General features: G+C 38.5%; 21 protein-coding genes. 7 read left to right on the forward strand and 14 right to left on the reverse strand.

The window, feature by feature from the left end; all coding sequences use genetic code 11:
* Positions 1 to 14 precede the first annotated feature (14 nt).
* The 7 genes from CDOMC_RS09060 to rpsU all read right to left on the reverse strand — a co-directional run bounded on the left by CDOMC_RS09060 (position 15) and on the right by rpsU (position 5,690).
* Entirely contained in the window at positions 15 to 1,370 is a 1,356-nt protein-coding gene (locus tag CDOMC_RS09060; RefSeq protein WP_172129473.1) for a coproporphyrinogen III oxidase family protein, read from the reverse strand.
* A gap of 69 nt (positions 1,371 to 1,439) precedes the next feature.
* The gene (locus CDOMC_RS09065; RefSeq protein ID WP_172129474.1) at positions 1,440 to 1,937 is read right to left on the reverse strand and encodes a YajQ family cyclic di-GMP-binding protein; all 498 of its coding nucleotides are present in this window, start codon (positions 1,935 to 1,937) and stop codon (positions 1,440 to 1,442) included.
* Positions 1,938 to 2,870, reverse strand: coding sequence for a D-2-hydroxyacid dehydrogenase (locus tag CDOMC_RS09070; RefSeq protein ID WP_172129475.1), 933 nt, complete (start codon positions 2,868 to 2,870; stop codon positions 1,938 to 1,940).
* A 2-nt stretch (positions 2,871 to 2,872) separates the two neighbouring features.
* Entirely contained in the window at positions 2,873 to 4,054 is a 1,182-nt protein-coding gene (locus CDOMC_RS09075; RefSeq protein ID WP_172129476.1) for a glutathionylspermidine synthase family protein, read from the reverse strand.
* A complete protein-coding gene (locus CDOMC_RS09080) occupies positions 4,054 to 4,656 on the reverse strand; it encodes a UPF0323 family lipoprotein (protein WP_169976381.1) in 603 nt (200 codons plus the stop codon). The genes CDOMC_RS09075 and CDOMC_RS09080 overlap by 1 nt, the downstream gene beginning before the upstream one ends.
* Positions 4,653 to 5,381: a DNA-binding protein gene (locus CDOMC_RS09085; RefSeq protein WP_172129477.1), complete on the reverse strand. Its 729-nt coding sequence runs from the start codon at positions 5,379 to 5,381 to the stop codon at positions 4,653 to 4,655. Before CDOMC_RS09085 ends, CDOMC_RS09080 begins: the two co-directional genes overlap by 4 nt.
* Before the next feature lie 96 nt (positions 5,382 to 5,477).
* Positions 5,478 to 5,690, reverse strand: coding sequence for a 30S ribosomal protein S21 (gene rpsU, locus CDOMC_RS09090; RefSeq protein ID WP_169976385.1), 213 nt, complete (start codon positions 5,688 to 5,690; stop codon positions 5,478 to 5,480).
* A gap of 158 nt (positions 5,691 to 5,848) precedes the next feature.
* Here rpsU and ccoG point away from each other — a divergent pair, with 158 nt between their 5' ends.
* The 5 genes from ccoG (at position 5,849) to CDOMC_RS09115 (ending at position 13,679) form a co-directional block, all read left to right on the forward strand.
* Positions 5,849 to 7,192: a cytochrome c oxidase accessory protein CcoG gene (gene ccoG, locus CDOMC_RS09095; protein ID WP_172129478.1), complete on the forward strand. Its 1,344-nt coding sequence runs from the start codon at positions 5,849 to 5,851 to the stop codon at positions 7,190 to 7,192.
* Between the two features lie 119 nt (positions 7,193 to 7,311).
* Positions 7,312 to 7,941, forward strand: a complete 630-nt coding sequence (locus tag CDOMC_RS09100) for a TetR/AcrR family transcriptional regulator (protein ID WP_172129479.1) — start codon at positions 7,312 to 7,314, stop codon at positions 7,939 to 7,941.
* Between the two features lie 103 nt (positions 7,942 to 8,044).
* Positions 8,045 to 9,166 carry an efflux RND transporter periplasmic adaptor subunit gene (locus tag CDOMC_RS09105; RefSeq protein ID WP_172129480.1) on the forward strand — a complete coding sequence of 374 codons (1,122 nt, stop codon included), beginning with the start codon at positions 8,045 to 8,047 and terminating at the stop codon, positions 9,164 to 9,166.
* A complete protein-coding gene (locus CDOMC_RS09110; RefSeq protein ID WP_172129481.1) occupies positions 9,167 to 12,301 on the forward strand; it encodes an efflux RND transporter permease subunit in 3,135 nt (1,044 codons plus the stop codon).
* Positions 12,294 to 13,679 carry an efflux transporter outer membrane subunit gene (locus CDOMC_RS09115; RefSeq protein ID WP_172129482.1) on the forward strand — a complete coding sequence of 462 codons (1,386 nt, stop codon included), beginning with the start codon at positions 12,294 to 12,296 and terminating at the stop codon, positions 13,677 to 13,679. Before CDOMC_RS09110 ends, CDOMC_RS09115 begins: the two co-directional genes overlap by 8 nt.
* 43 nt (positions 13,680 to 13,722) lie before the next feature.
* On the opposite strand, the gene purN is transcribed toward CDOMC_RS09115, so the two are convergent.
* The 7 genes from purN to tig are packed head-to-tail and all read right to left on the reverse strand — an operon-like array spanning position 13,723 to position 20,734.
* Complete coding sequence (gene purN / locus CDOMC_RS09120; protein WP_172129483.1) at positions 13,723 to 14,298, reverse strand: phosphoribosylglycinamide formyltransferase; 576 nt, start codon at positions 14,296 to 14,298, stop codon at positions 13,723 to 13,725.
* Positions 14,280 to 15,689 carry an NAD(P)H-hydrate dehydratase gene (locus CDOMC_RS09125; protein ID WP_172129484.1) on the reverse strand — a complete coding sequence of 470 codons (1,410 nt, stop codon included), beginning with the start codon at positions 15,687 to 15,689 and terminating at the stop codon, positions 14,280 to 14,282. The genes purN and CDOMC_RS09125 overlap by 19 nt, the downstream gene beginning before the upstream one ends.
* Complete coding sequence (locus CDOMC_RS09130) at positions 15,686 to 17,212, reverse strand: YifB family Mg chelatase-like AAA ATPase (protein WP_172129485.1); 1,527 nt, start codon at positions 17,210 to 17,212, stop codon at positions 15,686 to 15,688. Before CDOMC_RS09130 ends, CDOMC_RS09125 begins: the two co-directional genes overlap by 4 nt.
* On the reverse strand, positions 17,209 to 17,727 hold the full coding sequence (gene def, locus CDOMC_RS09135; protein WP_172129486.1) for a peptide deformylase: 519 nt from the start codon (positions 17,725 to 17,727) through the stop codon (positions 17,209 to 17,211). The genes CDOMC_RS09130 and def overlap by 4 nt, the downstream gene beginning before the upstream one ends.
* Positions 17,728 to 17,734: 7 nt before the next feature.
* The gene (locus CDOMC_RS09140) at positions 17,735 to 18,754 is read right to left on the reverse strand and encodes a GGDEF domain-containing protein (protein WP_172129487.1); all 1,020 of its coding nucleotides are present in this window, start codon (positions 18,752 to 18,754) and stop codon (positions 17,735 to 17,737) included.
* Positions 18,755 to 18,767: 13 nt separating this feature from the next.
* Entirely contained in the window at positions 18,768 to 19,358 is a 591-nt protein-coding gene (clpP, locus tag CDOMC_RS09145; protein ID WP_172129488.1) for an ATP-dependent Clp endopeptidase proteolytic subunit ClpP, read from the reverse strand.
* Positions 19,355 to 20,734 carry a trigger factor gene (gene tig / locus CDOMC_RS09150; RefSeq protein ID WP_172129489.1) on the reverse strand — a complete coding sequence of 460 codons (1,380 nt, stop codon included), beginning with the start codon at positions 20,732 to 20,734 and terminating at the stop codon, positions 19,355 to 19,357. Before tig ends, clpP begins: the two co-directional genes overlap by 4 nt.
* Before the next feature lie 133 nt (positions 20,735 to 20,867).
* Here tig and folE point away from each other — a divergent pair, with 133 nt between their 5' ends.
* Positions 20,868 to 21,455: a GTP cyclohydrolase I FolE gene (gene folE, locus CDOMC_RS09155; protein WP_172129490.1), complete on the forward strand. Its 588-nt coding sequence runs from the start codon at positions 20,868 to 20,870 to the stop codon at positions 21,453 to 21,455.
* Positions 21,455 to 22,759 (forward strand): flagellar protein export ATPase FliI, encoded by a 1,305-nt coding sequence (fliI, locus tag CDOMC_RS09160; protein ID WP_172129491.1) that lies wholly within the window; start codon positions 21,455 to 21,457, stop codon positions 22,757 to 22,759. Before folE ends, fliI begins: the two co-directional genes overlap by 1 nt.
* The last annotated feature ends 104 nt before the right edge of the window (positions 22,760 to 22,863 follow it).

Below are 22,863 nucleotides of genomic sequence, written 5' to 3' on the forward strand. Positions count from 1 at the left end.
ATTTATGTAGTTTATTAAACTGCAGCCTTTGGCGAGATAACAGAGTTATCGAAATTTGGCTCAGTGTTTTCTTCCATTATACGTAGTTTTTTGCTTCGTTTTATCTTTGCATCATCTTTAAATATCGCTCTTACCTTATCCATGCCTGCATAAAAATCACGCATCAAAACAAGGCAGATATACTTACCAAAAAACGTCGGCTTGATCATGCCGTTTTCTTCGTAGATCGCATTTACAAGTTTAAGCAAATTTAGCTCGACAAACAGCTCTTTGTGGATGTTTGCGCGGTTAAATTCGTTGTATTTGGCTATATCAACTCCGCCATCAAAAAGCTCGGTTAAAAAGATATATTTCAGGCGATCTTTTTTAGTAAAACTGCATTTTGCGATGACCGGACTCTCGTGGTTTTTCACCATCCTTCCATAGTCAAGCAGGTTAAATGCATTTATGAGAAGCTCTCCGTTTAAGAAGCTAAATGCACCGCTTCCGATTCCAAGATACTCGTGGTGGCTTCCTACGTATTCATCGCGCAAATTTGCGTTATCGCGACCAAACGCCCAGGCGTTACTTTGGTGGTAGTCGCTGAAATTTTCGCAAATGAGCTCATAAAACTCGCGCTCGTTATCGCTATCATCCACGCCAAGTGAGCGAGCTATCGCGTCACGCGTAAGCGGAGACTTCATAAGCGGATAGAAAGTTATCTGCTCAGGAGCGATTGATTTTGCGATTTTTACATCATGTAAAAGCTGCTCTCTAGTCTGATTTGGCAGGTTAAAAATAAGATCAAGACTTATCGTAGGCAGCACGCCCATAGCTTTTCTTAGCTTTTCTTGAAGCTGCTCGCTTGAACCGAAGCGATCATATCTGGCAACTTTTTTTAAGATGTCATCGCTAAAGCTTTGCACACCGACGCTTAAGCGGTCGATGAGCCCTTGAAATCTCTTTAAATTTTCTGGATCGATGTGGTTTGGATCGCTCTCACACGATATATCTTTGATATCAAAGAGCTCTTTTGCAAGCACAAGCGTCTTTTCAAGCTCAGGCTCGTTTATAAGCGTGGTTCCGCCACCTACATACATCGATGTAAAGTTAAATCCGGCCTCCTTAACCTGCCTCATCTCTTCGCGCAAATTTGCAAAATAATGCACCGCAAGCTCTTGTTCGTAATGATACTTATGAAATGAGCAGTAAGGGCAAAAAGTGTGGCAAAACGGCACGTGCGCGTACAGCATATACTCGGTGTCAGGCTTTGGAATTTTATTAATCTTATTATCTAATATATTTATATTTAGCCCATTATAAAGGGACTTTTGCATAGAATTATGAGCGTAATTAACTGCAAATTTTTCTATAACATTCTTAAAACCCATAATTAATTCCTTTTTATAAAACAATCTTTATATATAATAGTCGTAAATTTACCAAAAAAAGTATTATAATTATTTTAAATTTTTAAAACTAATTGGAAGCTCTAAGTTTAAGCCCTTAACTATCCTTATACACTCTTGCAGATCGTCAATCGACTTGCCGGCTACTCTTACCTCTTCGCCTCTTATTGCGGCGCTTACTTTTAGTTTGGCGTCTTTTATAGCTTTTGTGATCTTTTTTGCGTTATCGCTATCAAGTGTATCATTTAATTTAAGCGTAGCTTTTATATTTCCTCCGCTTGCGCTTTCTCGTTTGGTTTCGCTAACTGCCACAGGCGGTATATTGCGCTTGATAAGCTTTGAGATGACGATATCTTTTAACGCGTCGATTTTATTATCGCTTGTGCTAAGAAGAGTGATAAATTTATCCTTTTCATTTAGCTCGATCTCAGCAGCGATACCTTTAAAGTCATACCTTGCGGCAACCTCTTTTTTCGCTGTTTCAAGAGCGTTTTTAACCTCCATCAGATCAACTTGCGCACTTATATCAAAGCTATGTTCGGTAGCCATTTAACTCTCCTTTATAAAATTTTCTATATTTTTTACTATCAAATTTATGAGCTTTTCACGCGCCTCTTTGCTCGCCCAGGCGACATGTGGCGTGATTATCAAATTTTCTTTGTTTTTGATATTTAAAAGCGGGTGATTTTCTCTCATCGGCTCGCTTTCAAGCACATCTACGCAAGCCATCAAATTTCGCTCATCAATTGCCTTAGCAAGTGCGCTTTCATCAACTATCCCGCCGCGCCCGAAATTCATAAGCACTGCGCCCTCTTTCATCAAATTTAGCTCTTTAGAAGAGATTAAATTTCGTGTTTTTTCATTAAGGGGAGCGTGTATACTTGCGATATCGCAGCTATTTAAAAGCTCGTCTAAATTTTGCCTTTTAAACTCGGCGTTATCATTTGCTCCGCTTGTTGAGTAGTAACTAACGTTTGCGCCAAAGGCCGCAGCTATCCTAGCTACGCTTCTTCCTATCTCACCAAGTCCGATGATGCCGAAATTCTTACCGCTTATCTCGCCGATAGATCTATCTAAATTCGTAAAAATTTCGCTCTTTACCCACTCGCCGCTTTGCACATAATCATCGTAAAATTTAATGCGATTTACTAACGCTAACAAACAAGCAAAAGTGTGCTGCGCAACGCTGTTAGTCGAGTAGCCTGCGACGTTTTTAACGGCTATATTTTTAGCCTTTGCATAGTCTAGATCGACATTATTCATGCCTGTTGCGCTTATACAAATCAGCTTTAAATTTGTCGCATCCATAACATCGCGGCCAATAATAACCTTGTTAGTTATCACGACATCAGCACCCTTTAAACGCTCTATGGTCTCGCTTTTATCAGTCTTATCATAACTTACAAACTCGCCAAATTTAGCAAAAACATCAAGGCTAACGTCACTTCCTAAAGTTGAAGCGTCAAGGCAGACTATTTTCATGTTTAACCCTTTATGTAGTGTCCCACGAATTTAGAAGCGTTGTTTAAAATTTCTCCGCCTTTTCTATACCCGAGCGCGCAAGCCTCATAGGCAAAAAAGACTCCAGCTTGATAACTATCACCTCTTTCGTCTTTGTTAAATTCGTAAAATTCTTGATACACGGCTCTGTTTTTCTCGTATTCGCCATCACTGCTAACACTAACACTTCCGTCAGCTTCTATAATGCTAACATTTGCTCCTTCACGCCCAAATATAGGCTTTTTAACACATTTTTTACTTACTAACGGTTTGTCTGAAGCCTCAAGCAAAAGGGGATGATCTGGGTAAAGATCCCAAAGAATTTTTAAAATGCCCTTGCTTTGAAACATAAGCGTATAAGCAGGATTTAAGATAATAGCTCTTTGATTTGCCATTATATTTTTAAGAATTAATGCAAGCTCACCCTCCTGCACGGCAATATCCTCCCAAGGAACAAGCTTAAACCAGTATTCATAATTTTCACCGCCTTTGAAGATGCCCTCTTCATCGTTAAACTCAACCTCATCGACATAGGCAAAATCCGCATGAAATCCCGCCTCTTTAGCGATATACTCAAGCAGTTTTACACTCTGTTCATCCTCGATGCTGCCAGCAATAGAGCTAAACAGAATTTTCCACCCCTCATAAAGCTTGTTAAACTCGCTTGTATCCTCGCTAAGCGTTATAAGACGCTTGAAATTTTCCTTTAAAGCTTCATAAAGATCGTTAAACTGCGAGCTCTTATCCATGCCGTTAAATTTCAAAATCGCCCACTGAATGATCGCGGTTTCAAAGATCGCAGTCGGTGTATCGGCGTTAAATTCGATTAGTTTTATCGGCTTGCCACCAAGTCCGCCCGCCAAGTCAAATCGCCCATAAAGATGCCAGTGAACTTCGTTTTCCCAGCTCTCTTTTACCATATCAACAAGATTAAAAGGTATGCCAACCTCGTGATAGAGGTTATTATCTATTATATGCTGCCCTGCGGTTACAAACATATCGTATAGTTCATTTGCCGCCTCGTAGTATGCTTCGGCCTCTTGCTCGCTAACCTCCACAAGCTCATCTGCGATATATGAGCTATCGTCACTATCTGTGTGCCAAGCAAAGCCGATATTTTCTAAAAACGCCTTATCTAAAGGCTTGACTTTTTTTAAATTTAACATCATCCACCTACCGATTGATTAGTTTTGCTTCCGCTACCGAAAAATCCGCTCTTACCGCCAGCAGGCTTGCCTGCAGAGCTTGTAGCTTTAGCTTTATTAAAGCTATCAACGCTTCTTGAGTAAGTCGAAGGATTTTTATAAGCTGTTTGACGATGGCTTTGGAAACCTTGATTATTAAACAGCTTGCTACCTATCCAGCTTCCTAAAATAGCGCCCGCAGCCGAAGCTAGCAATGTCTCGCCAAGACTAAGCCCGCCGCTACTAAGCTGTGCATCAGGTTTTGTCAAATTTGAAGTGCCGTTATCTATCTTAGCGTTTTCTTCGGCGATTAGCTTATCCATCTCCTCTTTTGTTAGCACGCGCTCCTTGCCGTCAAGCTGCTTTAGCACGACTCTGGTTTCGCTGCTTGGATACTCTTCAAGCACTTTGTAAGAGCCAGGCGCAGTCTCTTCTATGATGACGAAAGCTCCTTGAGCTTGCGCTGCTTCTTGCACTACGCTTTGATCCTCTCCACCTCCGCTACATCCCGCAAGACCTGCCATAACTACCGCGCCAAATCCGCCTACAGCGGCATAAGTTGCAATTTTTTTGATTCTTTTCATACTTCACCTACTATCTGTTTTATTGATTTTTCGTTTCTTACCCATATCACGCCGTCTTTAAATTTGATAAATTTTGACTTGCCGATATTTTTAATGATCAGTTTTTGTATCTTTTTTATCTTTTTATTTTTTAAATTTAAGCCTTTTAAAAACTCGCTTAAGCTAAGCCATTTTTTGACCTTTGGCTCATCTTTTACTTCGCTATCAAATTTAGCTTTTTCTTCACTCTGGGTTGTCTCATAACCTTCGTCAAATTCGACATCTATCGGACGGATATATTCGCCATTTTGTCTTGCTAAAAGCGGACGTTCAAGCATCTGTAAAAAATATCTAAATTTCTCGTCGCGCTCTTTGTAAATTTCAGCGATTTCATCCTTGTTAGCGATTAAAATTTGCTCTTTTTGTGCGTGCAAACGCTCTTTATCATCTTGCAAATTTCTATTTTGCTCTTTTAGCTCTTCAAGCTGTGTTAGCAAAAATTTGATAAATTCACTTTGCTCTTCAGTAGTTTCGCTTGAATTGTTACTAACGATTTTTTTAGTGTTTGTTTTGGTTGTTTTAGCTTTTGTTTGTGGCTCGTTAGTTGCTTCATCGTCTTCGATTAGCACGTATTTAATGCCTTTTTCATCGATTGATTTTAAGCTTTTTCGTCTTATCCTGTTATAGATCGCCTCTTTTGTTATGCCTAGAACTTCGGCGGCTTCACTAACGGATAACTTACGCATAAATTTCCTTTTCTTTAAAAAATGCAGATATTATGGCAGATTTAGGCTAATAAAGAAGTTAAACTAACTAACGCGAAGTTAGTTAGTTTAATTTGGTTAGAGTTTTGACTCGTAGCGTCTAAGCATATAAAGACGTTTAAGCATTTTTTTACGAGCTGAAATTTTTTGCTTTTTGCGAATTTCAGTCATAGGCTCGAAAAATCTTCTTGCTCTAACTTCAGTTACAACAAGGTTTCTATCGACTTGCTTTTTAAATTTCCTATATGCTTCGTCAAAAGACTCATTAGGATGTACCTTAATTCCTGGCACGACCCTCACCACCTTTCGATTAAAATAGAGTGCGATTATACTTAAATTTTCTTAAATTTCAAAATTTATTTAGTTTTCTACTTATTATAAGATTGCTTTAACTACAAAAGTTCTATAATTAAAATTTAAAATATTACATTTTTAAAACAGGAATTTTGATGTCAAATTTAATAGATAATCCCCAGTCTAATTACGCCAAAAAGCGCTATATTTTTTATTCGATTTTGACCTGTATCGCGCTGATACTGCCGTTTATCCGCATCGGTGGCAATCACTTCTTCCTACTTCGTTTTGACAAAAAGCAGCTTCACCTGCTCTTTAACAGCTTTGATACGCAAGAGCTTTATCTGATGCCGTTTGTGCTTATCATATTTTTTCTTACTATATTTTTTCTTACGACACTTGGCGGAAGGGTTTGGTGCGGTTGGAGCTGTCCGCAGACGATATTTCGAGTGATTTATCGCGATCTTATCCAGACTAAAATTTTAAAACTTCACAAAAACATAAATAACAAACAAAAGCCTATAGATGGTCAAAATTTCAAGAAATTTATAGGCGTAGCGATCTGGTCTGTCTTAGCCTGTTTGGCTGCGGCAAATTTCTTGTGGTTTTTTGTACCGCCTGAGGATTTTATAAGCTACGTTAAAAACGCCGGCGAGCATAAATTTTTAATGGGAATTTGGTTTTTTATAACTGCTTTTATTATCTTTGATGTGGTTTGGCTGGCTGAGAAATTTTGCGTATATGTCTGTCCTTATGCGAGAATTCAATCGGTAATGTTTGATGATGATACAGTTCAAGTTATTTATGACGATAAGCGTGGCGGTAAAATTTATGATAAGAACATCAAGCTTTGGAAAAAGCCGCCTGAGCCTGAAAATGAGTGCACCGGATGTGAAGCCTGTGTTAAAATTTGTCCAACTCATATAGACATAAGAAAAGGCATGCAGCTTGACTGTATAAACTGCCTTGAGTGCGTGGATGCGTGCAGTAAGGTGATGGGCAAGCTTGGCAAAAAGACACTCATAGACTGGACGAGTGATAACTCGCTAAAATCGGGCAAGAAGGTTAATTATCTTAGATTTAGAACTATCGCTTATATGGTGGTTATCGCTATAGCTGCGGTTATTTTAGCGTTTATGAGCACAAAAAAAGAGTACATGCTGCTAAACATAAATCGCACGAGCGAACTATATAAAATTACAAAAAGTAACAAAGTTGAAAATGCATATACATTTTTATTTCAAAACACAGATAACAAAGAACATGCTTACTATTTTGACGTCAACAATACAAATATTAAAATAGAACGTCCAAAAGATGAAATAGTATTAAAAGCTGGAGCTAAAAAGAAAGTTGTAGTAGTATTATCATCTGAGGCAATAAGTATCGATAAAAATGGCAATAAACCTGTATCTATAAGCATAGCCGCTTACGCAAAAGACGATAAAGAGAGGATTAATATAAAAAGAGAGACTATATTTGTATATCCTGAGAAATAAAATATAAAATTCTAAAATTAAATTTTATATTTTATATATTTATAAAGAAAGTTTAATGTTATTAGAGCTACAATAACATCTGATTCACTTTTTTGAATAAATTTAACGAAGGATTTAGTATGTCAATCAAAATGTCTAAACGCGGCCAAGAGCGGTACGAAAAGATTATGGAAGTAGCTCTCGAGTCTTTTTTAAACAACGGATATGAGAATACTAGCTTAAGTGATATTATAGAAAAAAGCGGCGGGTCATTAGCAAGTGTATATAAATTTTTTAACAACAAAGAGGGCTTATTCACTGCTATTGTTGAGCGTAGCTTAGACAATTTCTGTGCCGAAATAGAAGAAAAGATAAATTTAAAAATTTCTCACAAGATAGAGGACTTCTTAACTAAATTTGCAAATATATTTTTTGATATTATATGTGATAGAAAAACTACTTTAATAACACGAATTATTCTTATTGAAGGCTACAAAAATAACGCCTCGTTAGGAAATATGTTCTTAGAGCAAATTATAAACAGAGTAAATCAAATTTTAGTAGATTTTATGGAAAGAGAGGAGATAAGATCTCAACTTGATGAGTCCGTAGATCCTAAAAAAGCAGCATACTTATTCCGCGCATTATTAAGAAACCCTTATCATTATCACGCGATCTTATTAAATAGCGATATAGTATTAAGTGAGCAAGAGCGAGAAGATCATATTAAAACATGTGTTAAAATTTTTCTAAAAGGTATTACAAAATAATTTTTCAACATAAAGATTGACAAAAATTTTAAATAAGAGTAAAATATCGTTTTTATTGTAACATATATTACAATATTAAAACTACAACAATAAGGTTATTTTGATGAATAGTTTTAAGAATATTTTCACTCTAATAATGATTTCTCTTCTTTTTACGGGATGCTTTAAAGAAGAGAATTCAAAGTCAAAAGCTCAAGCTGTAAGGCAGATGCCGCCTGCAAAAGTTGACATCATAAAAGCCAAAAAAGAAGATATCCCGATCACCTTTGAATACCCAGGCAAAATCGTAAGCAACCAAGATGTGACGCTTAGACCAAAGGTTTCAGGCACTCTTATAAAGCAGTATTTTAAAGCTGGAGACAAGGTAAAAGCCGGAGATAAGCTATTTTTAATCGATCCTGAAAAGTATCAAGCAAGCTATGACGCTCTTGAAGCAAGCGTTGGAGTCGCAAGCGCAACACTTAAAAACGCTCAAACCGAATTTAACAGAGTAAAAAAACTATACGAGAAAAAAGCCGTAAGCCAAAAGGAATTTGACTCGGCAAAAAGCGCTCTTGATATAGCAAATGCAACCTTACTAAGCGTAAAAGCAAATTCTAAAAACGCAAAGATAGACCTTGGCTACACGACTGTAGTTGCACCGTTTGACGGAATTTTGGGCGAAAATTTAGTAGATGTGGGTTCATTTGTATCAGCTAGCGCAACCGAGCTTGTAAGGCTTACTCAGATAGACCCTATAAGCGTGAAATTTTATATCGCAGACGTTGATAATCTAAATAGAATTAAAAATGTAGAAGCCGGCTCTTGGGCTCAAAACGGCGCGCAAGCAACGCTAAAAGTAGGAAATCAAATTTTTAAAGGCAAAGTAACCTTTATAGATAGCGTTGTGGATGTAAATGTGGGCAGCGTTTTAGCTAAAGCTGAATTTGCAAATAGCGAGCTAAAGCTGCTTCCAGGAGCGTTTGCAAGTGTGGTTATGGATGGTTTTTATCAAAAAGACGGCTTTAAAATTCCTCAAGTTGCCATCCAGCAAGATGCCATGAATACCTTTGTACTTGTGCTAAAAGATCAAAAAGTCACGCAAAAAAATGTAGAAATTTCATATCAGAAAGAGGACTACGCCGTAGTTAGCAGCGGACTTGAAGAGGGCGATCTCATCATCATAAATAACTTTAAAAAGATTAGAGTTGGAGCCGGCGCGCAAGCTGATAAGGAGATAAAATAGATGTTTTCTAAATTTTTTATAGATAGACCTATCTTCGCGACGGTAGTATCTATAATCATCGTAATAGCAGGCTCAATGGCGATCAAAGGCCTTCCTGTCGAAGAGTATCCGCAGCTTACTCCGCCTCAAATTTCAGTAAGCGCCTCATATACGGGAGCCGATGCGCAGACTATCGCCGACTCGGTGGCAACGGTGATTGAAGATCAGATAAACGGTGTTGAAAATATGCTTTATATGCAAAGCACCTCAAGCTCAAGCGGTACCATGGGCATAAACGTATATTTTAAGATAGGTGCAGACTCAAAGCAAGCGGCTATCGATGTAAATAACCGCGTTCAAGCAGCTCTTGCAAAGCTTCCTAGCGAGGTTCAGCAAAGAGGCGTAACGGTAAGAGAAAGAAGCTCAAGCATCCTTGAAGTTATATCATTTACTTCTGAAGATATGGACATCATCAAGATGCACAACTACGTGCTGGCAAACATCGAGGATGAGATCAAAAGAGTCGATGGAGTCGGAGATACCGCAGTTATCGGCACCAAAGACTATGCCATGAGAATTTGGCTTAAGCCTGATCTGCTTGCTAAATTTAACATCTCAACAAGTGAAGTTATAACTCAAATCAATCAGCAAAACAAACAATACGCCACAGGTAAGATAGGAGAGCAGCCAAACACTACGGATAATCCTTATGTTTTTTCTATTAGACCAGAAGGGCGTCTAAAAAGCGTGCAAGAATTTGAAAATATAGTCTTAAGAACTTCAAAAGAAGGCACTATGCTAAAGCTAAAAGACGTAGCAAAAGTCGAGCTTGGAGCAAGAAGCTATGTGTTTGAAGGTATGCTAAACGGGCAAAAGATGGTGCCTATGCTCATTTTCTTGCAAAACGGCGCAAATGCTCTTGCGACAGCAAATGCCGTAAACAAAAAGCTTGACGAGCTATCAAAAAATTTTCCGACAGGATTTAAGCACACGGTCGCTTATAACCCTACCGATTTTATACAAGTATCCATAAATGAGGTTATGAAGACATTTTTAGAAGCGATGGTGCTTGTAATGGTCGTTATATATATGTTTTTAAAGAGTTTTCGCGCGACCATCATACCTATGCTTGCGGTGCCTGTATCTATCATAGGCACTTTTGCAGGGCTTTATGCGATGGGCTTTACGATAAATTTGATAACACTCTTTGCCCTAGTGCTTGCTATCGGCATAGTTGTTGATGACGCCATTATCGTTATAGAAAATATAGAGAGAATTTTGCATGAAGAAGACATCAGCGTAAGAGACGCGGCTATAAAAGCGATGCAAGAGGTTTCTGCACCGGTAGTTTCTATCGTGCTTGTTCTTTCTGCGGTATTTATCCCGGTTGCATTTATGGAAGGATTTGTGGGCGTCATACAGCGTCAATTTGCGCTTACTTTAGTGGTTTCGGTTTGTATTTCAGGATTTGTCGCTCTTACTTTAACGCCGGCACTTTGTGTGGTCATGCTCAAAAAGCAAGAGTCGCAGCCGTTTTGGTTCGTGCGCAAATTTAACGAATTTTTTGACTGGAGCACGAGCGTATTTACAGCAGGTGTCGCAAAAGTACTAAGACATATCATTCCAAGCTTCATCGCCATAGGCATTATGGGCTATGCTATATTTGTGTTGTTTAACTCAATCCCTGGCAGCCTAGTGCCAGCTGAAGATAAAGGCTCAATAATCGCCATAACCTCGCTTCCGCCTGCTTCTGTCATGGAGCGCACAAAAAAAGAGATGAAAGATATAAGCGAAGCATTTACTAAAAATCCAAACGTAGAATTTGCAACAGGCCTTGTTGGATATGATATGTTTGCCGGTGCGCTTAAAGAAAACTCGGCAGTTGCATTTATAAGACTTAAAGATTGGAGTGAAAGAAAGAGCGCAGATAGCTCAGCTAGCGCCTTGGTAGGTCATTTTAATAAGATCTTTTGGGGCTCAAAAGAGTCAATGACTTTCGTCGTAAACGTCCCACCGATAACAGGGCTTAGCATAACAGGTGGCTTTGATATGTACCTGCTTAATAAAACCGGCAAAACATATAACGAGATCGAAAAAGACGCTTTAAAAGTAGTTGCCGCAGCAAATGCTCGCCCGGAGCTTACAAGTGTAAGAACCACGCTTGAGACAACCTATCCGCAGTATAATCTAACAGTAGATAAGCAAAAGGCAAAGCTCTTAGGAGTAAGCGAGCCTGATATATTTAGCACCATAGCGGCAACCATCGGCTCATACTACGTAAATGACTTCAACATGCTTGGCAAGTCATATAACGTCTATGTAAGAGCTGTTGATACCTATAGAAATTCGCCTGAGGACTTTAGAAATATCTTCGTTAAGTCAAACAGCGGCGAGATGATACCGCTAAATTCGCTTGTCACACTAAAGCGAGGAGTGGGACCTGATATCGTGGATAGATTTAACCTCTTTCCTGCCGCTAAAATCATGGGCGATCCAAAACCTGGCTACACTTCAGGAGACGCGATAAAAGCGATAAGCGAAGTGGTGGCAGAGCAACTCTCAAGCGATGAATACTCCATAAGCTGGTCAGGAAGCGCCTATCAAGAGGTTAGCTCGCAAGGAACAGGCACTACGGCATTTATATTTGGTATGGTGTTTGTGTTTTTGATTCTTGCTGCGCAATACGAAAGATGGCTCATCCCGCTTGCGGTTATCACGGCGGTACCGTTTGCGGTGTTTGGCTCGCTTGTGGCAGTTTGGGCTAGAGGACTAACTAACGATATATATTTTCAGATAGGGCTTTTGCTTCTTATCGGACTATCCGCTAAAAATGCGATCTTGATCGTGGAATTTGCGATGCAAGAGCGCGAAAGCGGAAAGAGTGCCTTTGAAGCGGCTGTTAATGCGGCAAAATTAAGGTTTCGCCCAATTGTAATGACCTCTATCGCATTTACGCTAGGAGTTTTCCCGATGGTTATAAGCACCGGTGCAGGAGCTGCGTCTCGTCATGCGCTTGGTACCGGAGTTATCGGTGGCATGATAGCAGCAACCACGATAGCGATATTTTTCGTGCCGATGTTTTACTATCTGCTTGAAAATTTAAACAACAAATTTTGGGATAAAAAGCCAAAAATAAAGGAGAGCGCCCATGCGTAATATACTCATAATCGCTGTTGCGATATTTTTTGCAGGCTGCTCGTTTAGACCTGATTTACCAAATGTCGATACAAATTTTGAGGCGACATATCAGCTAACAACCGATATCAAAGATAAATGGTGGGAAGAATTTGGCGATGAAAATTTAAACACTATCGTTGAAGATGCGCTTAACAACAATATTGATCTTAAGATAGCCTTTTTAAATTTGCAAAAGGCAGAAGCAAGCCTTGGAATAGCAAGTGCTGATCTTTTTCCTAGCGTAAATTTAAACGCAGGTGCCACAAGAGCTAGAACAAGCGGCGAAACCTATACAAAGCAAGACAATGTAAAATACACAAACCACTCTCTAAATTTCGGGCTAAACTACGAGATAGATCTTTGGGGCAGGGTCAAAAACAGCATAGAAGCTTCCAAGTCAAGCTTAAAAGCGAGCAAATTTGACTACGACAGCGCAAGACTTACCATAGCATCAAATATCGCCAAAAGCTACTTCACTTTGGTTGCTTTAAACATGCGAGAAAAGGTGCTAAGCGATACTCTCAAAAACTATGAAGAGATAATGAAATTTAGAAAAACTCAGCTTGAGTTTGGAAGTGTCGATAACATCACCTTTTTGCAAAGCAAAGCTCAAGTAGATAGCGCCAAAGCAAGCCTTGTGGATATAAAAAATTCAATCAGCCTAGCGTTAAATTCACTTAGCATAATGAGCGGCAATAGCAACAATAAAATTTTAAAAGGTGCCGTAAAAAGCTCCAAAAAATTACCAAAAGAACCAGAAGTAAAAGCCGGCATAAGTGCAGATATATTACTTAGAAGAAGCGATGTCGCCAGTGCTTATGAAACACTAAAAAGCACAAACGCCCTAGTTGGCGTATCTAAAGCCGCTTACTATCCATCCATCTCCTTAACCGGGCTTTTTGGATTTGTTAGCGAAGATTTATCTAGGCTATTTGTGGTAAATGCTAACAGTTGGAGTCTAGGAGGCTCTTTAACCCAAAAGATATTTGACCATGGACGCATCAAAAATCAAGTAAAAATAGCCGAAACCAACGAGCAAATAGCGGCTCTAAACTACGAAAAAACTGTAAAAACAGCCCTTAGCGAAGTTAAAAATGCACTTACTTCAAGGCAAAACGCAAAGCTTTCAGAGCAAAGCATCAAAGAGCTTTTAAACTCACAACACAAAATTTACAGCATTGCTAAAAGTAGATTTGACGAGGGCTACAGCAGCCACCTTGAACTACTTGACGCACAAAGAAATCTGCTTGCCACAGAGCTTCAAAATATAAATGCAAATTTAAACGTATTAAATTCAGTTGTAGGAGTTTATAAGGCATTTGGCGGAGGGTTTAAACTTGAGAGCGAATTAAAATAACACTAAAGCGGAAGCTAGAAAATTCTAGCTTCTATAAACTTTCTTATTTGCAAAGAATTTTTACGATACTTTCAGGCAAAATTTCATGCTCTATGGCGTGAATTTTCTCTTCAAACTCTTCTAGGCTCATATCATCACTTTTTTCAAAGGCTCGCTGCATGATAAGCTTACCGCCGTCAAGTTCTTCGCTAACATAGTGCACACTAACGCCGCCTACTAACATCTCGCTTTCAAAACTCTCTTTTATGGCGTGAGCACCCTTAAAAAGTGGCAGAAGTGACGGATGAAGGTTGATAGCTTTTATCTGATTTGTAAAAACGGGAGTTAGAATTCTCATAAAGCCAGCAAACACGGTTAGATCGACATTATGTTTTTTTATCTCGTCAACTAACGCTTGATCAAACTCCTGCCTTGAAGCAAAATTCGTATGCTCTATAATCACGCTTTCAAGCCCGTATCTGCGCGCTCGCTCTATGCCGTAAGCGTTAGCTTTGTTTGTTAGTGTTAGCACTACTTCGATTTTAACGTTATTAAAAATTTTATTATGAACTTTTTGAAGGATTGCCTCTAAATTTGAGCCGCTTCCGCTAAATAAAACCGCTATTTTTTTCGTAACCATTTAAGCCCTTTTATGATATCTTTTGGAGTTATTGAGTAGTTATTTTGCTTTGATTTTCGCACGCTTAACGCGTGAGCTAAAGTGCCGCTTATCGCCGCATCAAGCGCAGTGTAGCCTTGAGCAAGTAAAGAGATGATTATGCCACTTAGTGCGTCACCGCTTCCTGCTTTTGAAAGTGCAACACTTCCGTAGGGCATAACGTAAATTTTTCCGCCGTAAGCTATGATCGTGTTAGCGCCTTTTAGCACTAGCACATTTGGAAATTTTTTGCTCCACGCTATAGCAAGCTCAAAGCGATTTTCTTGAATTTCTTGCACGCTAAATTCCCCAAATCCACCAAGCTCTAAAAGCGAACTAAACTCCTTTGGATGAGGGGTTATAACGATATCTTTTTTAGATTTTAAAAGCTCTATCGTAAGCTTTTCGTAACACATATCGGCATCAAGCACTAACGCTTTTTTGCTATTAAGCGCTTTAAAAAGCTCTGTTTTTTTAGCCTCATCAAGCTTTCCAAGCCCCATTCCAAGAGCTCCGTAAGCCATCTTTTGGGTTATCTCTTTTGCATTCATTAAAATCGGATCTGTTATCAAATTTTTAGATTTACTAACGATACTAACAAGCCCTGCACCCATCGCTAAAGCCGCTTTCCCAGCTATTTGAACTGCTCCGCTAAGCTCTCCGCTAACTATAAAAACATGTCCGAAATCACTCTTGTTAGTGTTAGCTTTATTTCTAAAAGGCAAATTCATATCGTTTTTTTGAAGTTTAAAAGTATCGGTTTCGCCTTCAAATTTAACATCAGTAAGCCCCAAATTAACAAGTCTAATCTTACCTGTAAAATCCTTGGCAAAATCAGAATAAAGCCCGATCTTCCTAGCTCCCATAGTTATAGTTGTGTCCGCCTTAAAAACGGCACCACAGCTATTTCCAAGCTCGTTAAGCCCGCTTGGTATATCGCAAGCTATCTTGTAGGCTTTCATTTCATTTATAGAACTTATGAGATCTACCGTCTTTTTATCTAAATTTCTATTTAGCCCGGAGCCAAAAATTCCATCTATAACGCACCTGTATTTGCCGATTTTTTTAACTTGCTTGACTCCAAGTTTAAAGGCTCTATCAAGCTGAATTTTTAGCATATCGTTTTGCTTTTCAAACGCCAAAAAGAGCTCGCACTCATACTCGCCGCTTAACATCCTGAGAGTAGCGGCTACGTCCGCACCGTTATTTCCACTACCGCAAACACCTAAAATTTTTACGCCCTTTTTAACTTTTTTATGTACCTCTTTTGCAAGTGCATTTGCAGCATTTTCCATCAAAATTTCGTTGCTTAGCCCAAATTTTAAGCAGGCAAGCTCATCAAGCTTAGAAGTGTTTAAAAACAGTTTTTTCATGTTTCGCTCCTTACTCGAAAGCTTAAAGCCTCTAAGATATGAGGTTTTTTGATGATTTGCGAGCCGTCAAGATCGGCGATCGTACGAGCTACTTTTAAAGTCTTATTTATACCGCGCTGAGTTAGTACAAATCGCCCAACCGACATATCTAGCACGCTTTTAGCTTCACTATCGCAAATGCAAAATTTAGCTATCTCTTCGTCACTTAGCTTGCCGTTTAGCTCGCTTTGTCCTCGCTTCATTTGCGCTTCAAAAACACGCAAAACTTCACGCTGCATATCGGTACTCGTTATATCGCTTTTGTCGCTACTTGCAACCTCATCCATAGGCACGTGCAGGTCGATCCTGTCTAATAGAGGCTCCGAAATTTTAGCCTTGTATCGCTTGATATCGGTTTCTAAACATCTGCAATTTAGCTGCTTTGAGAACAAATTTCCGCACGGGCAAGGATTCATCGCTCCAACAAACATAAATTTTGTCTTGTAAGTTATCTTAGAATTTACCCTTGAGATGTGGATTTGGTTATCCTCAAGCGGTTCGCGCAAGCTTTCTAAAATTTGCTTGCCAAAATGCGGAAGCTCGTCAAAAAACAGTATCCCGCCGTTTGCAAGTGCGACTTCACCTATCCTTGCGCTTGCCGTTCCGCCTCCAAATATCGAGCTTTTTGTCGATGTATGATGCGGACTTCTAAAAGCTCTAAGTGCGCTAAATTCGTGATCTTGCAAATTTAGCGACGCGTATGCCGCGCTTAGTAAAATTTCATCTAAATTTTGAGGCGGAAGGATATATCTTAAGCGCTTTGCGCTCATGCTTTTGCCACACCCAGGGCTTCCTTCAAAGATGATGTTATGCATACCACAAGCAGCTATGAGGCAGGCTCTTTTGGCTCTAGCTTGACCTTTGATATCCTTAAAATCAAGCTCAAATTTTGAGTTTGCGACATAACTTTTGCCACAAATTTGAGTCAAATTTGAAAATAGAGGATGAGTCTCTTTGGCTAAACATTGCTGCTTAAACTCATCATCAAGAAAAAATTTTATCGCCTCATCAAGCTTATTTACAGCATAAATTTCTAAATTCGGTATCATCGCAGCATTTTTAGCTATCTCTTTTGGCACTAAAACCTTAGCCTTTGTAACGCTTGTGCTTAAAAACAAAAGTATAGAAAACATGCTTGCCGTGCTCTTGATGCTTCCGTCAAGTCCAAGCTCGCCAAAGACGAAAAATTCGCTAAAAGAGTTGCTCCTAACCTCTTTTTGTAAAGCGATCAAAAGCGCGATAGGAAGGTCAAAATAACTGCCCGTCTTTGGCATGTCTGAAGGAGAGAGATTTATGATGATTTTTTGAGCGGGAAAGGAGAAATTTTGAGCTAGAAGAGCTGACTTTACCCTTGCTTCGCTCTCTTTGATACTTGTGCTTGCAAGCCCTACGATGCTAATTGCTGGCAACCCTCTATTAAATGTTGCTTCTACATCAACAATCTTTAAACCATCTGTGTAAGTAGCGCATTTTAGCGATTTCATAAAGTTTTATTCTTTAACTTCCTATACTCTTTATCAAATTTTTTGCGTTTGTTGTAGCCGATTTTTTCTATAAAAAGATGTCCGTCAAGGTGATCCATCTCATGTTGTATCGCAACAGCTAAAAGCCCGTCCGCTTCAAGCTCGCACTCTTTGCCGTATCTATCGTGATAGTTTAGAGTGATCTTTTCGGCACGTTTAACATCTTCGTAAAATCCTGGCACGCTAAGGCAACCTTCTTGGAAAATTTGCTCGCCCTCTTTGCAAACTATTTTTGGGTTGATTATCTCAAACAAATCGGCTCTTTCTTGAATTTCGCTCTCTTCGTTTACTAAATTTATAATCAATGCTCTGATAGGGTTTCCAACCTGGATAGCTGCTAATCCGATGCCATTTTTGGCTATCATTGTATCGTACATATTATCCAATAAGGTATGCAAATTTTGATCAAAAATATCAACATGTGATGATTTTTGATATAGCCTTTTATCAGGATAGGTTAAAACTGCCAATATCATGATTAAACTACTTATCCTCTACTATCACGTATTTTGACTTATGCCGTCCACTTTTTGCAAGCATATCTAGAGTATGCGAAAAAACTTCTTCAATAGTCTTTGTAGTATCTAGATCACAAACCGCTATTTCCATATCTATTTCAAGATCAGTTTCAGATGTCAAAAATGTCGCTGTATAAAACATATCAGCAATTCTTTCGCAAGCTTTTTTTGCACCCTCTATATCAGTGTGCTTCATAAGCATAGCAAAAATTCCATCTCCATAATGGGCTAAAATATCACTCCTTCTTGATGTTCTAAGAAGAAATCTTGAGATGTTTTTAAGTATCGCCTGCCTATCTCTAACGCCTAAAAGATTCATCATTTCATCTTTTGGCTTTACAAGCATAAAAGATGATTTATATCCATATTTTTTTACATATTGAAGCTCTGATTCCAAAGTTTTTAGGAAAAACTTTTTATTATAAAGATCAAATTTAGGATCGTATATTGATTGCTCCTCCACGACTTTAAAAACTCTGCTGATCTCTTCATAGTTTAATTTAATAACATCAATATGCTTATTGATTAAAGCATTAAGCTTATCCAAGTCATCATTAAATGCGTTAAACACGCTTTGAACTGTAAGTAAATTCGAATTTGCCTCAAGGCTATCTGAGCGTTTTTTTATAATAGTTTTCATAATTCCAAGGTTTTTATATATAAGCGCAACCGCTTGCAACATGCTTTTTATTTGAGCAAAACTCTGCTTAATCTCGCGCTCTATATAAATTTGCCTATAGTCTTCTATTCTGCCTATCTCATCTTCAATCTCTATAATCTCAGTAATTTTTTTCTTAAAATCATCAGGCTTTTTATCAAGCATCTTTTCAAAGAAAATAGAGTAATTTTTAGGAATAGACGGGATATTTTCCTCTATAAGCTCTTTTATAACATCCTCAGAAAACCCATATATATTAAACTCTGCAGGCTCTTTATCTTTTATAGTTACGGTATTGCCTGTCTTTTTTTTATTAACCTTAATCAAATTCTAACCTCGCTTATTTAAAGCTCTTCTCCAAAACCTTATCTATAAGTCCATACTCTCTGGCTTCAAACGAACTCATGAAAAAATCACGATCAGTATCTTTGGCGATTTTACTTAGTTTTTGGCCTGTATTTTTAGCCAAAATAGAGTTTAAAATCTCTTTCATACGCAAAATTTCTTTTGCTTGTATCTCTATATCAGTCGCTTGTCCTCTAGCGCCGCCAAGCGGTTGGTGTATCATGATGCGAGAATTTGGAAGCGCATATCTCTTGCCATGTGTTCCGCAACTTAGCAAAAATGCCCCCATTGATGCTGCTTGACCTATGCAGATCGTGCACACATCTGGCTTGATGTAATTCATCGTATCATATATACTAAAGCCACTCGTGATAACTCCACCAGGACTATTTATGTATAAGTAGATATCTTTATCTGGATCTTCAGCTTCTAAAAACAGCATTTGAGCCACGATAGAAGAGGCTATACCGTCTTCTATCTCCCCGCTTAGCATTACGATGCGATCTTTTAATAGGCGAGAGTAGATATCATAGCTTCGCTCGCCTTTGCTTGTTCGCTCGATTACGTATGGGACGTAATAGCTCATTTATCTGCCTTTTTTGTAGTTTTCTTAGGCTCTTTATCGGATTTTTCACTCTTCTCTTTTACAGGTTTTTTAGCCTCTTTTGTCTCATCTTTTTTATCAAACATTTCGTTAAAGAGCTTCTCTTCTATCATCGACATCTTAATAGCTGGTAAAATTCCTTGATTTTTATAGTTTTCAAGGTGTTGTTTTGGATCAAGTCCTGAACGATACGCTTCAAAATAAATTGCTTGGATAAGTTCCTGATCGCTTACAGTAACGCCTCTTTTGCGTGCAAGTTCATCTATAACAAACGTTAGTTTAACGCTCTTTATAGCATCTTCTCTATACTCTTCACGTTTATTTGTAAGAGCATCCTTATCCTCTCTAAATTTTTTCATATCATCTTCGCTAAAGCTTGCCCATGCATTTCTAAACTGCATATCAATCTCTTGCTCAACTATATTTTTAGGTATATCAAATTTATACTTCTCTACTATAGCTTCAGCAAATTTTGGTTTAAGCTCTTCATTTACAAGTTTAAATTGTTTATCAGCTCTGATCTGATCTTTGATTCTCTCTTCAAGTAACTCAACACTTGCATTCTCTTCACTTGGCATAAGTTGTTTTAGCAACTCTTCACTAATCTCATTTGGCACATTTTTGCCTTGAATTTCGTGTAATTTTACTTTAAATACAGCCGCTTTACCTGCTAAATTTGGCGCACCATATTCAGCCGGGAACGTTACTTGCACATCTTTTTCTTCGCCAATTTTTAGACCGATCATACCATCTTCAAATCCAGGTATAAACTGGCCTGAACCAATCTCAAGCACATAGCCTTCAGCCTTACCGCCGTCAAACGCAACGCCATCCACAAAGCCCTCAAAGTCAAATTTAGCGAAGTCACCTTTTTCTAGTTCTTTTTTATCAACTTTTTCAAGTGGAGCTACCATCTTTAAAAGCTCATCTTTTTTATCATCAATCTCTTTTTTCATTACGCGAGGAGTTGAAAATTCAGGTATAAGCTCTTCATAACCGTCTAAATTTACAACAGGCTTAAATGAAATTTCAATCTCGGCATCAATACCGCCATTTTCTCTCTCGAATTTTACGAACATAGGCTCGCCGATAACTTCATCGTTAGATCTTTTTAGCTCTTTTAAAGCCACATCAAACACATCTTTTAAAGCGTCTTGCTCTGCATCTTGAGTTAGCTCTTTTTCATAGCGTTTTAAAACAACATTAACAGGTACTTTTCCGGCTCTAAAGCCATCGATTTTCATATTTTTAGCTGCTTTTTTTGCAAGATTTTCAAGCTTTGATTTTACCTCGTCGCTTGTAATTTTTGCCGTTACTGAAGCGTTAGCAGTATCTATAACTTTGGTTTTGATTTCCATCTATTTCCTTTTAAAAGTAAAAATTTTCTAACGAATATATCAAAATTTTCCTTATTAGTTGTATAAATTTGAAATTTATCAATGCAAAAGGCGCTTTGATGTAAAATGTTACTAAATTTCAAGGAAAGTAAAAATGCAAGAAAACAATAATCAAGCTCGCTTTGAAAGTTCAGTAAAAAACATGCTTGAAATAATCGGAGAAGATGTAAATCGTGAAGGGCTTATAAAGACTCCTGAGAGGGTTTTTAAAGCCTTTAAATTTCTAACTCAAGGATATGAGCAAGATCCAAAAACTGTATTAAACGATGCGCTTTTTGAAAGCTCAAACAATGAAATGGTCATGATGAGAGATATTGAGTTTTATAGCCTTTGCGAGCATCATTTATTGCCTATTATCGGGCGAGTTCATGTCGCATATATCCCAAACGGCAGGGTTGTGGGACTTAGTAAAATTCCGCGCATGGTAAATATTTTTGCTAGAAGACTTCAAATTCAAGAGCAAATGACCGAGCAGATCGCAAGCGCTATTCAAGATGTGATAAAACCTAAAGGAGTAGGAGTAGTCATTGAAGCAAGGCATATGTGTGTTGAGATGAGAGGCGTTGAAAAGATAAACTCAACTACGACAACTTCGGCACTTAGAGGGTGTTTTATAAAAGATACCGATACTCGCAAAGAGTTTTTCTCGCTCATAAATTCTCCTAAAGAGGTAAGATTCTAGTGAGTTTAGAGCGCTTAAAATCTAAGCTTAACTCAAATTTATCCCTTTCAAACGTATTTGGAGTGATAAATAAAATTTCATCAACTACCATTGAAATTTCAGGACTTAGACCAAGCATAGGCGATATAGTGCAGATCGTGGCTCGCGATAAGAGCAAAAGAGGTCTTGGAATGGTAACTGAAATCAAGCAGGATGGAGCCTTTATATCGCCATTTGGCTTTGTCGAGGGCTATAAGATAGGAGATCTTGTATATCTTAGCGATCAAGGGATGAAAATTCCAGTCGGAGATGCTCTTCTTGGACGCGTTGTCGATCCGTTTATGAATCCAAAAGACGGCAAAGGCGCAATATATGCAGATAAATTTGTGCCTATCATGAAAGCTCCAATTGACGCGATGAAAAGGGGGCTAATAGATGAGGTATTTAGCGTAGGAGTCAAGAGCATAGATGGACTTTTAACTTGCGGTAAAGGCCAAAAACTTGGAATTTTCGCAGGAAGCGGGGTTGGTAAAAGCACCCTAATGGGAATGATAGTAAAAAACTCCGAAGCTCCTATTAAAGTAGTTGCCCTTATAGGTGAGCGTGGGCGCGAAGTTCCGGAATTTATCCAAAAGAACTTACACGGAGATCTAAGTGGAACCGTCTTAGTCGTAGCGACAAGCGATGATAGCCCTCTTATGCGAAAATACGGCGCATTTTGCGCTATGAGCGTAGCAGAATACTTCAAAAACCAAGGCAAAGATGTGCTGTTTATCATGGATAGCGTAACAAGATTTGCCATGGCTCAGCGCGAGATAGGACTAGCGCTTGGCGAGCCGCCTACGTCTAAAGGCTATCCACCTTCTGTGCTTACGTTGCTTCCTCAGCTTATGGAGCGGGCGGGCAAAGAGGAAGGAAAAGGCAGTATAACAGCGTTTTTTACGGTTTTGGTTGACGGCGATGATATGAGCGATCCGATAGCAGATCAAAGCCGCTCGATACTAGACGGTCACATCGTGCTAAGTAGGGAATTAACAGACTTTGGAATTTATCCTCCGATAAATATCCTAAACTCGGCTTCGCGCGTGATGAACGATCTAATCACGCCTGAGCACAAAGCAAATATAGCCAAATTTAAGCGCTTCTACTCTCTAATAAAAGAAAACGAGGTTCTTCTTCGCATAGGAGCCTATCAAAAAGGCAACGATAAAGAGCTTGATACAGCAATCTCAAAACGTGAATTTATAGATAAATTTTTAAAACAAGACGAGGATGCTGGCTTTAGTTTTGAGCAAACGAAACATATGCTTAGTGAGATAAACTAAATTTACTTAGAATAACATAAACAAAATTTCTACAAATTTACACGAAAACATTGTTTGTATATTATGAAAATCAAATATCTAAAACTTGTATCCAAATCCTTAAA

The organism is Campylobacter sp. RM16192, from assembly GCF_004803855.2.
In the GTDB taxonomy this organism is placed as follows: Bacteria; Campylobacterota; Campylobacteria; order Campylobacterales; family Campylobacteraceae; genus Campylobacter_A.

Bases quoted from the DNA above. Each gene is read 5' to 3' on its own strand.
- CDOMC_RS09060 (WP_172129473.1), bottom strand. From the start codon at position 1,370: ATGGGTTTTAAGAATGTTATAGAAAAATTTGCAGTTAATTACGCTCAT.
- CDOMC_RS09065 (WP_172129474.1), bottom strand. From the start codon at position 1,937: ATGGCTACCGAACATAGCTTTGATATAAGTGCGCAAGTTGATCTGATG.
- CDOMC_RS09070 (WP_172129475.1), bottom strand. From the start codon at position 2,870: ATGAAAATAGTCTGCCTTGACGCTTCAACTTTAGGAAGTGACGTTAGC.
- CDOMC_RS09075 (WP_172129476.1), bottom strand. From the start codon at position 4,054: ATGTTAAATTTAAAAAAAGTCAAGCCTTTAGATAAGGCGTTTTTAGAA.
- CDOMC_RS09080 (WP_169976381.1), bottom strand. From the start codon at position 4,656: ATGAAAAGAATCAAAAAAATTGCAACTTATGCCGCTGTAGGCGGATTT.
- CDOMC_RS09085 (WP_172129477.1), bottom strand. From the start codon at position 5,381: ATGCGTAAGTTATCCGTTAGTGAAGCCGCCGAAGTTCTAGGCATAACA.
- ccoG (WP_172129478.1), top strand. From the start codon at position 5,849: ATGTCAAATTTAATAGATAATCCCCAGTCTAATTACGCCAAAAAGCGC.
- CDOMC_RS09100 (WP_172129479.1), top strand. From the start codon at position 7,312: ATGTCAATCAAAATGTCTAAACGCGGCCAAGAGCGGTACGAAAAGATT.
- CDOMC_RS09105 (WP_172129480.1), top strand. From the start codon at position 8,045: ATGAATAGTTTTAAGAATATTTTCACTCTAATAATGATTTCTCTTCTT.
- CDOMC_RS09110 (WP_172129481.1), top strand. From the start codon at position 9,167: ATGTTTTCTAAATTTTTTATAGATAGACCTATCTTCGCGACGGTAGTA.
- CDOMC_RS09115 (WP_172129482.1), top strand. From the start codon at position 12,294: ATGCGTAATATACTCATAATCGCTGTTGCGATATTTTTTGCAGGCTGC.
- purN (WP_172129483.1), bottom strand. From the start codon at position 14,298: ATGGTTACGAAAAAAATAGCGGTTTTATTTAGCGGAAGCGGCTCAAAT.
- CDOMC_RS09125 (WP_172129484.1), bottom strand. From the start codon at position 15,689: ATGAAAAAACTGTTTTTAAACACTTCTAAGCTTGATGAGCTTGCCTGC.
- CDOMC_RS09130 (WP_172129485.1), bottom strand. From the start codon at position 17,212: ATGAAATCGCTAAAATGCGCTACTTACACAGATGGTTTAAAGATTGTT.
- def (WP_172129486.1), bottom strand. From the start codon at position 17,727: ATGATATTGGCAGTTTTAACCTATCCTGATAAAAGGCTATATCAAAAA.
- clpP (WP_172129488.1), bottom strand. From the start codon at position 19,358: ATGAGCTATTACGTCCCATACGTAATCGAGCGAACAAGCAAAGGCGAG.
- tig (WP_172129489.1), bottom strand. From the start codon at position 20,734: ATGGAAATCAAAACCAAAGTTATAGATACTGCTAACGCTTCAGTAACG.
- folE (WP_172129490.1), top strand. From the start codon at position 20,868: ATGCAAGAAAACAATAATCAAGCTCGCTTTGAAAGTTCAGTAAAAAAC.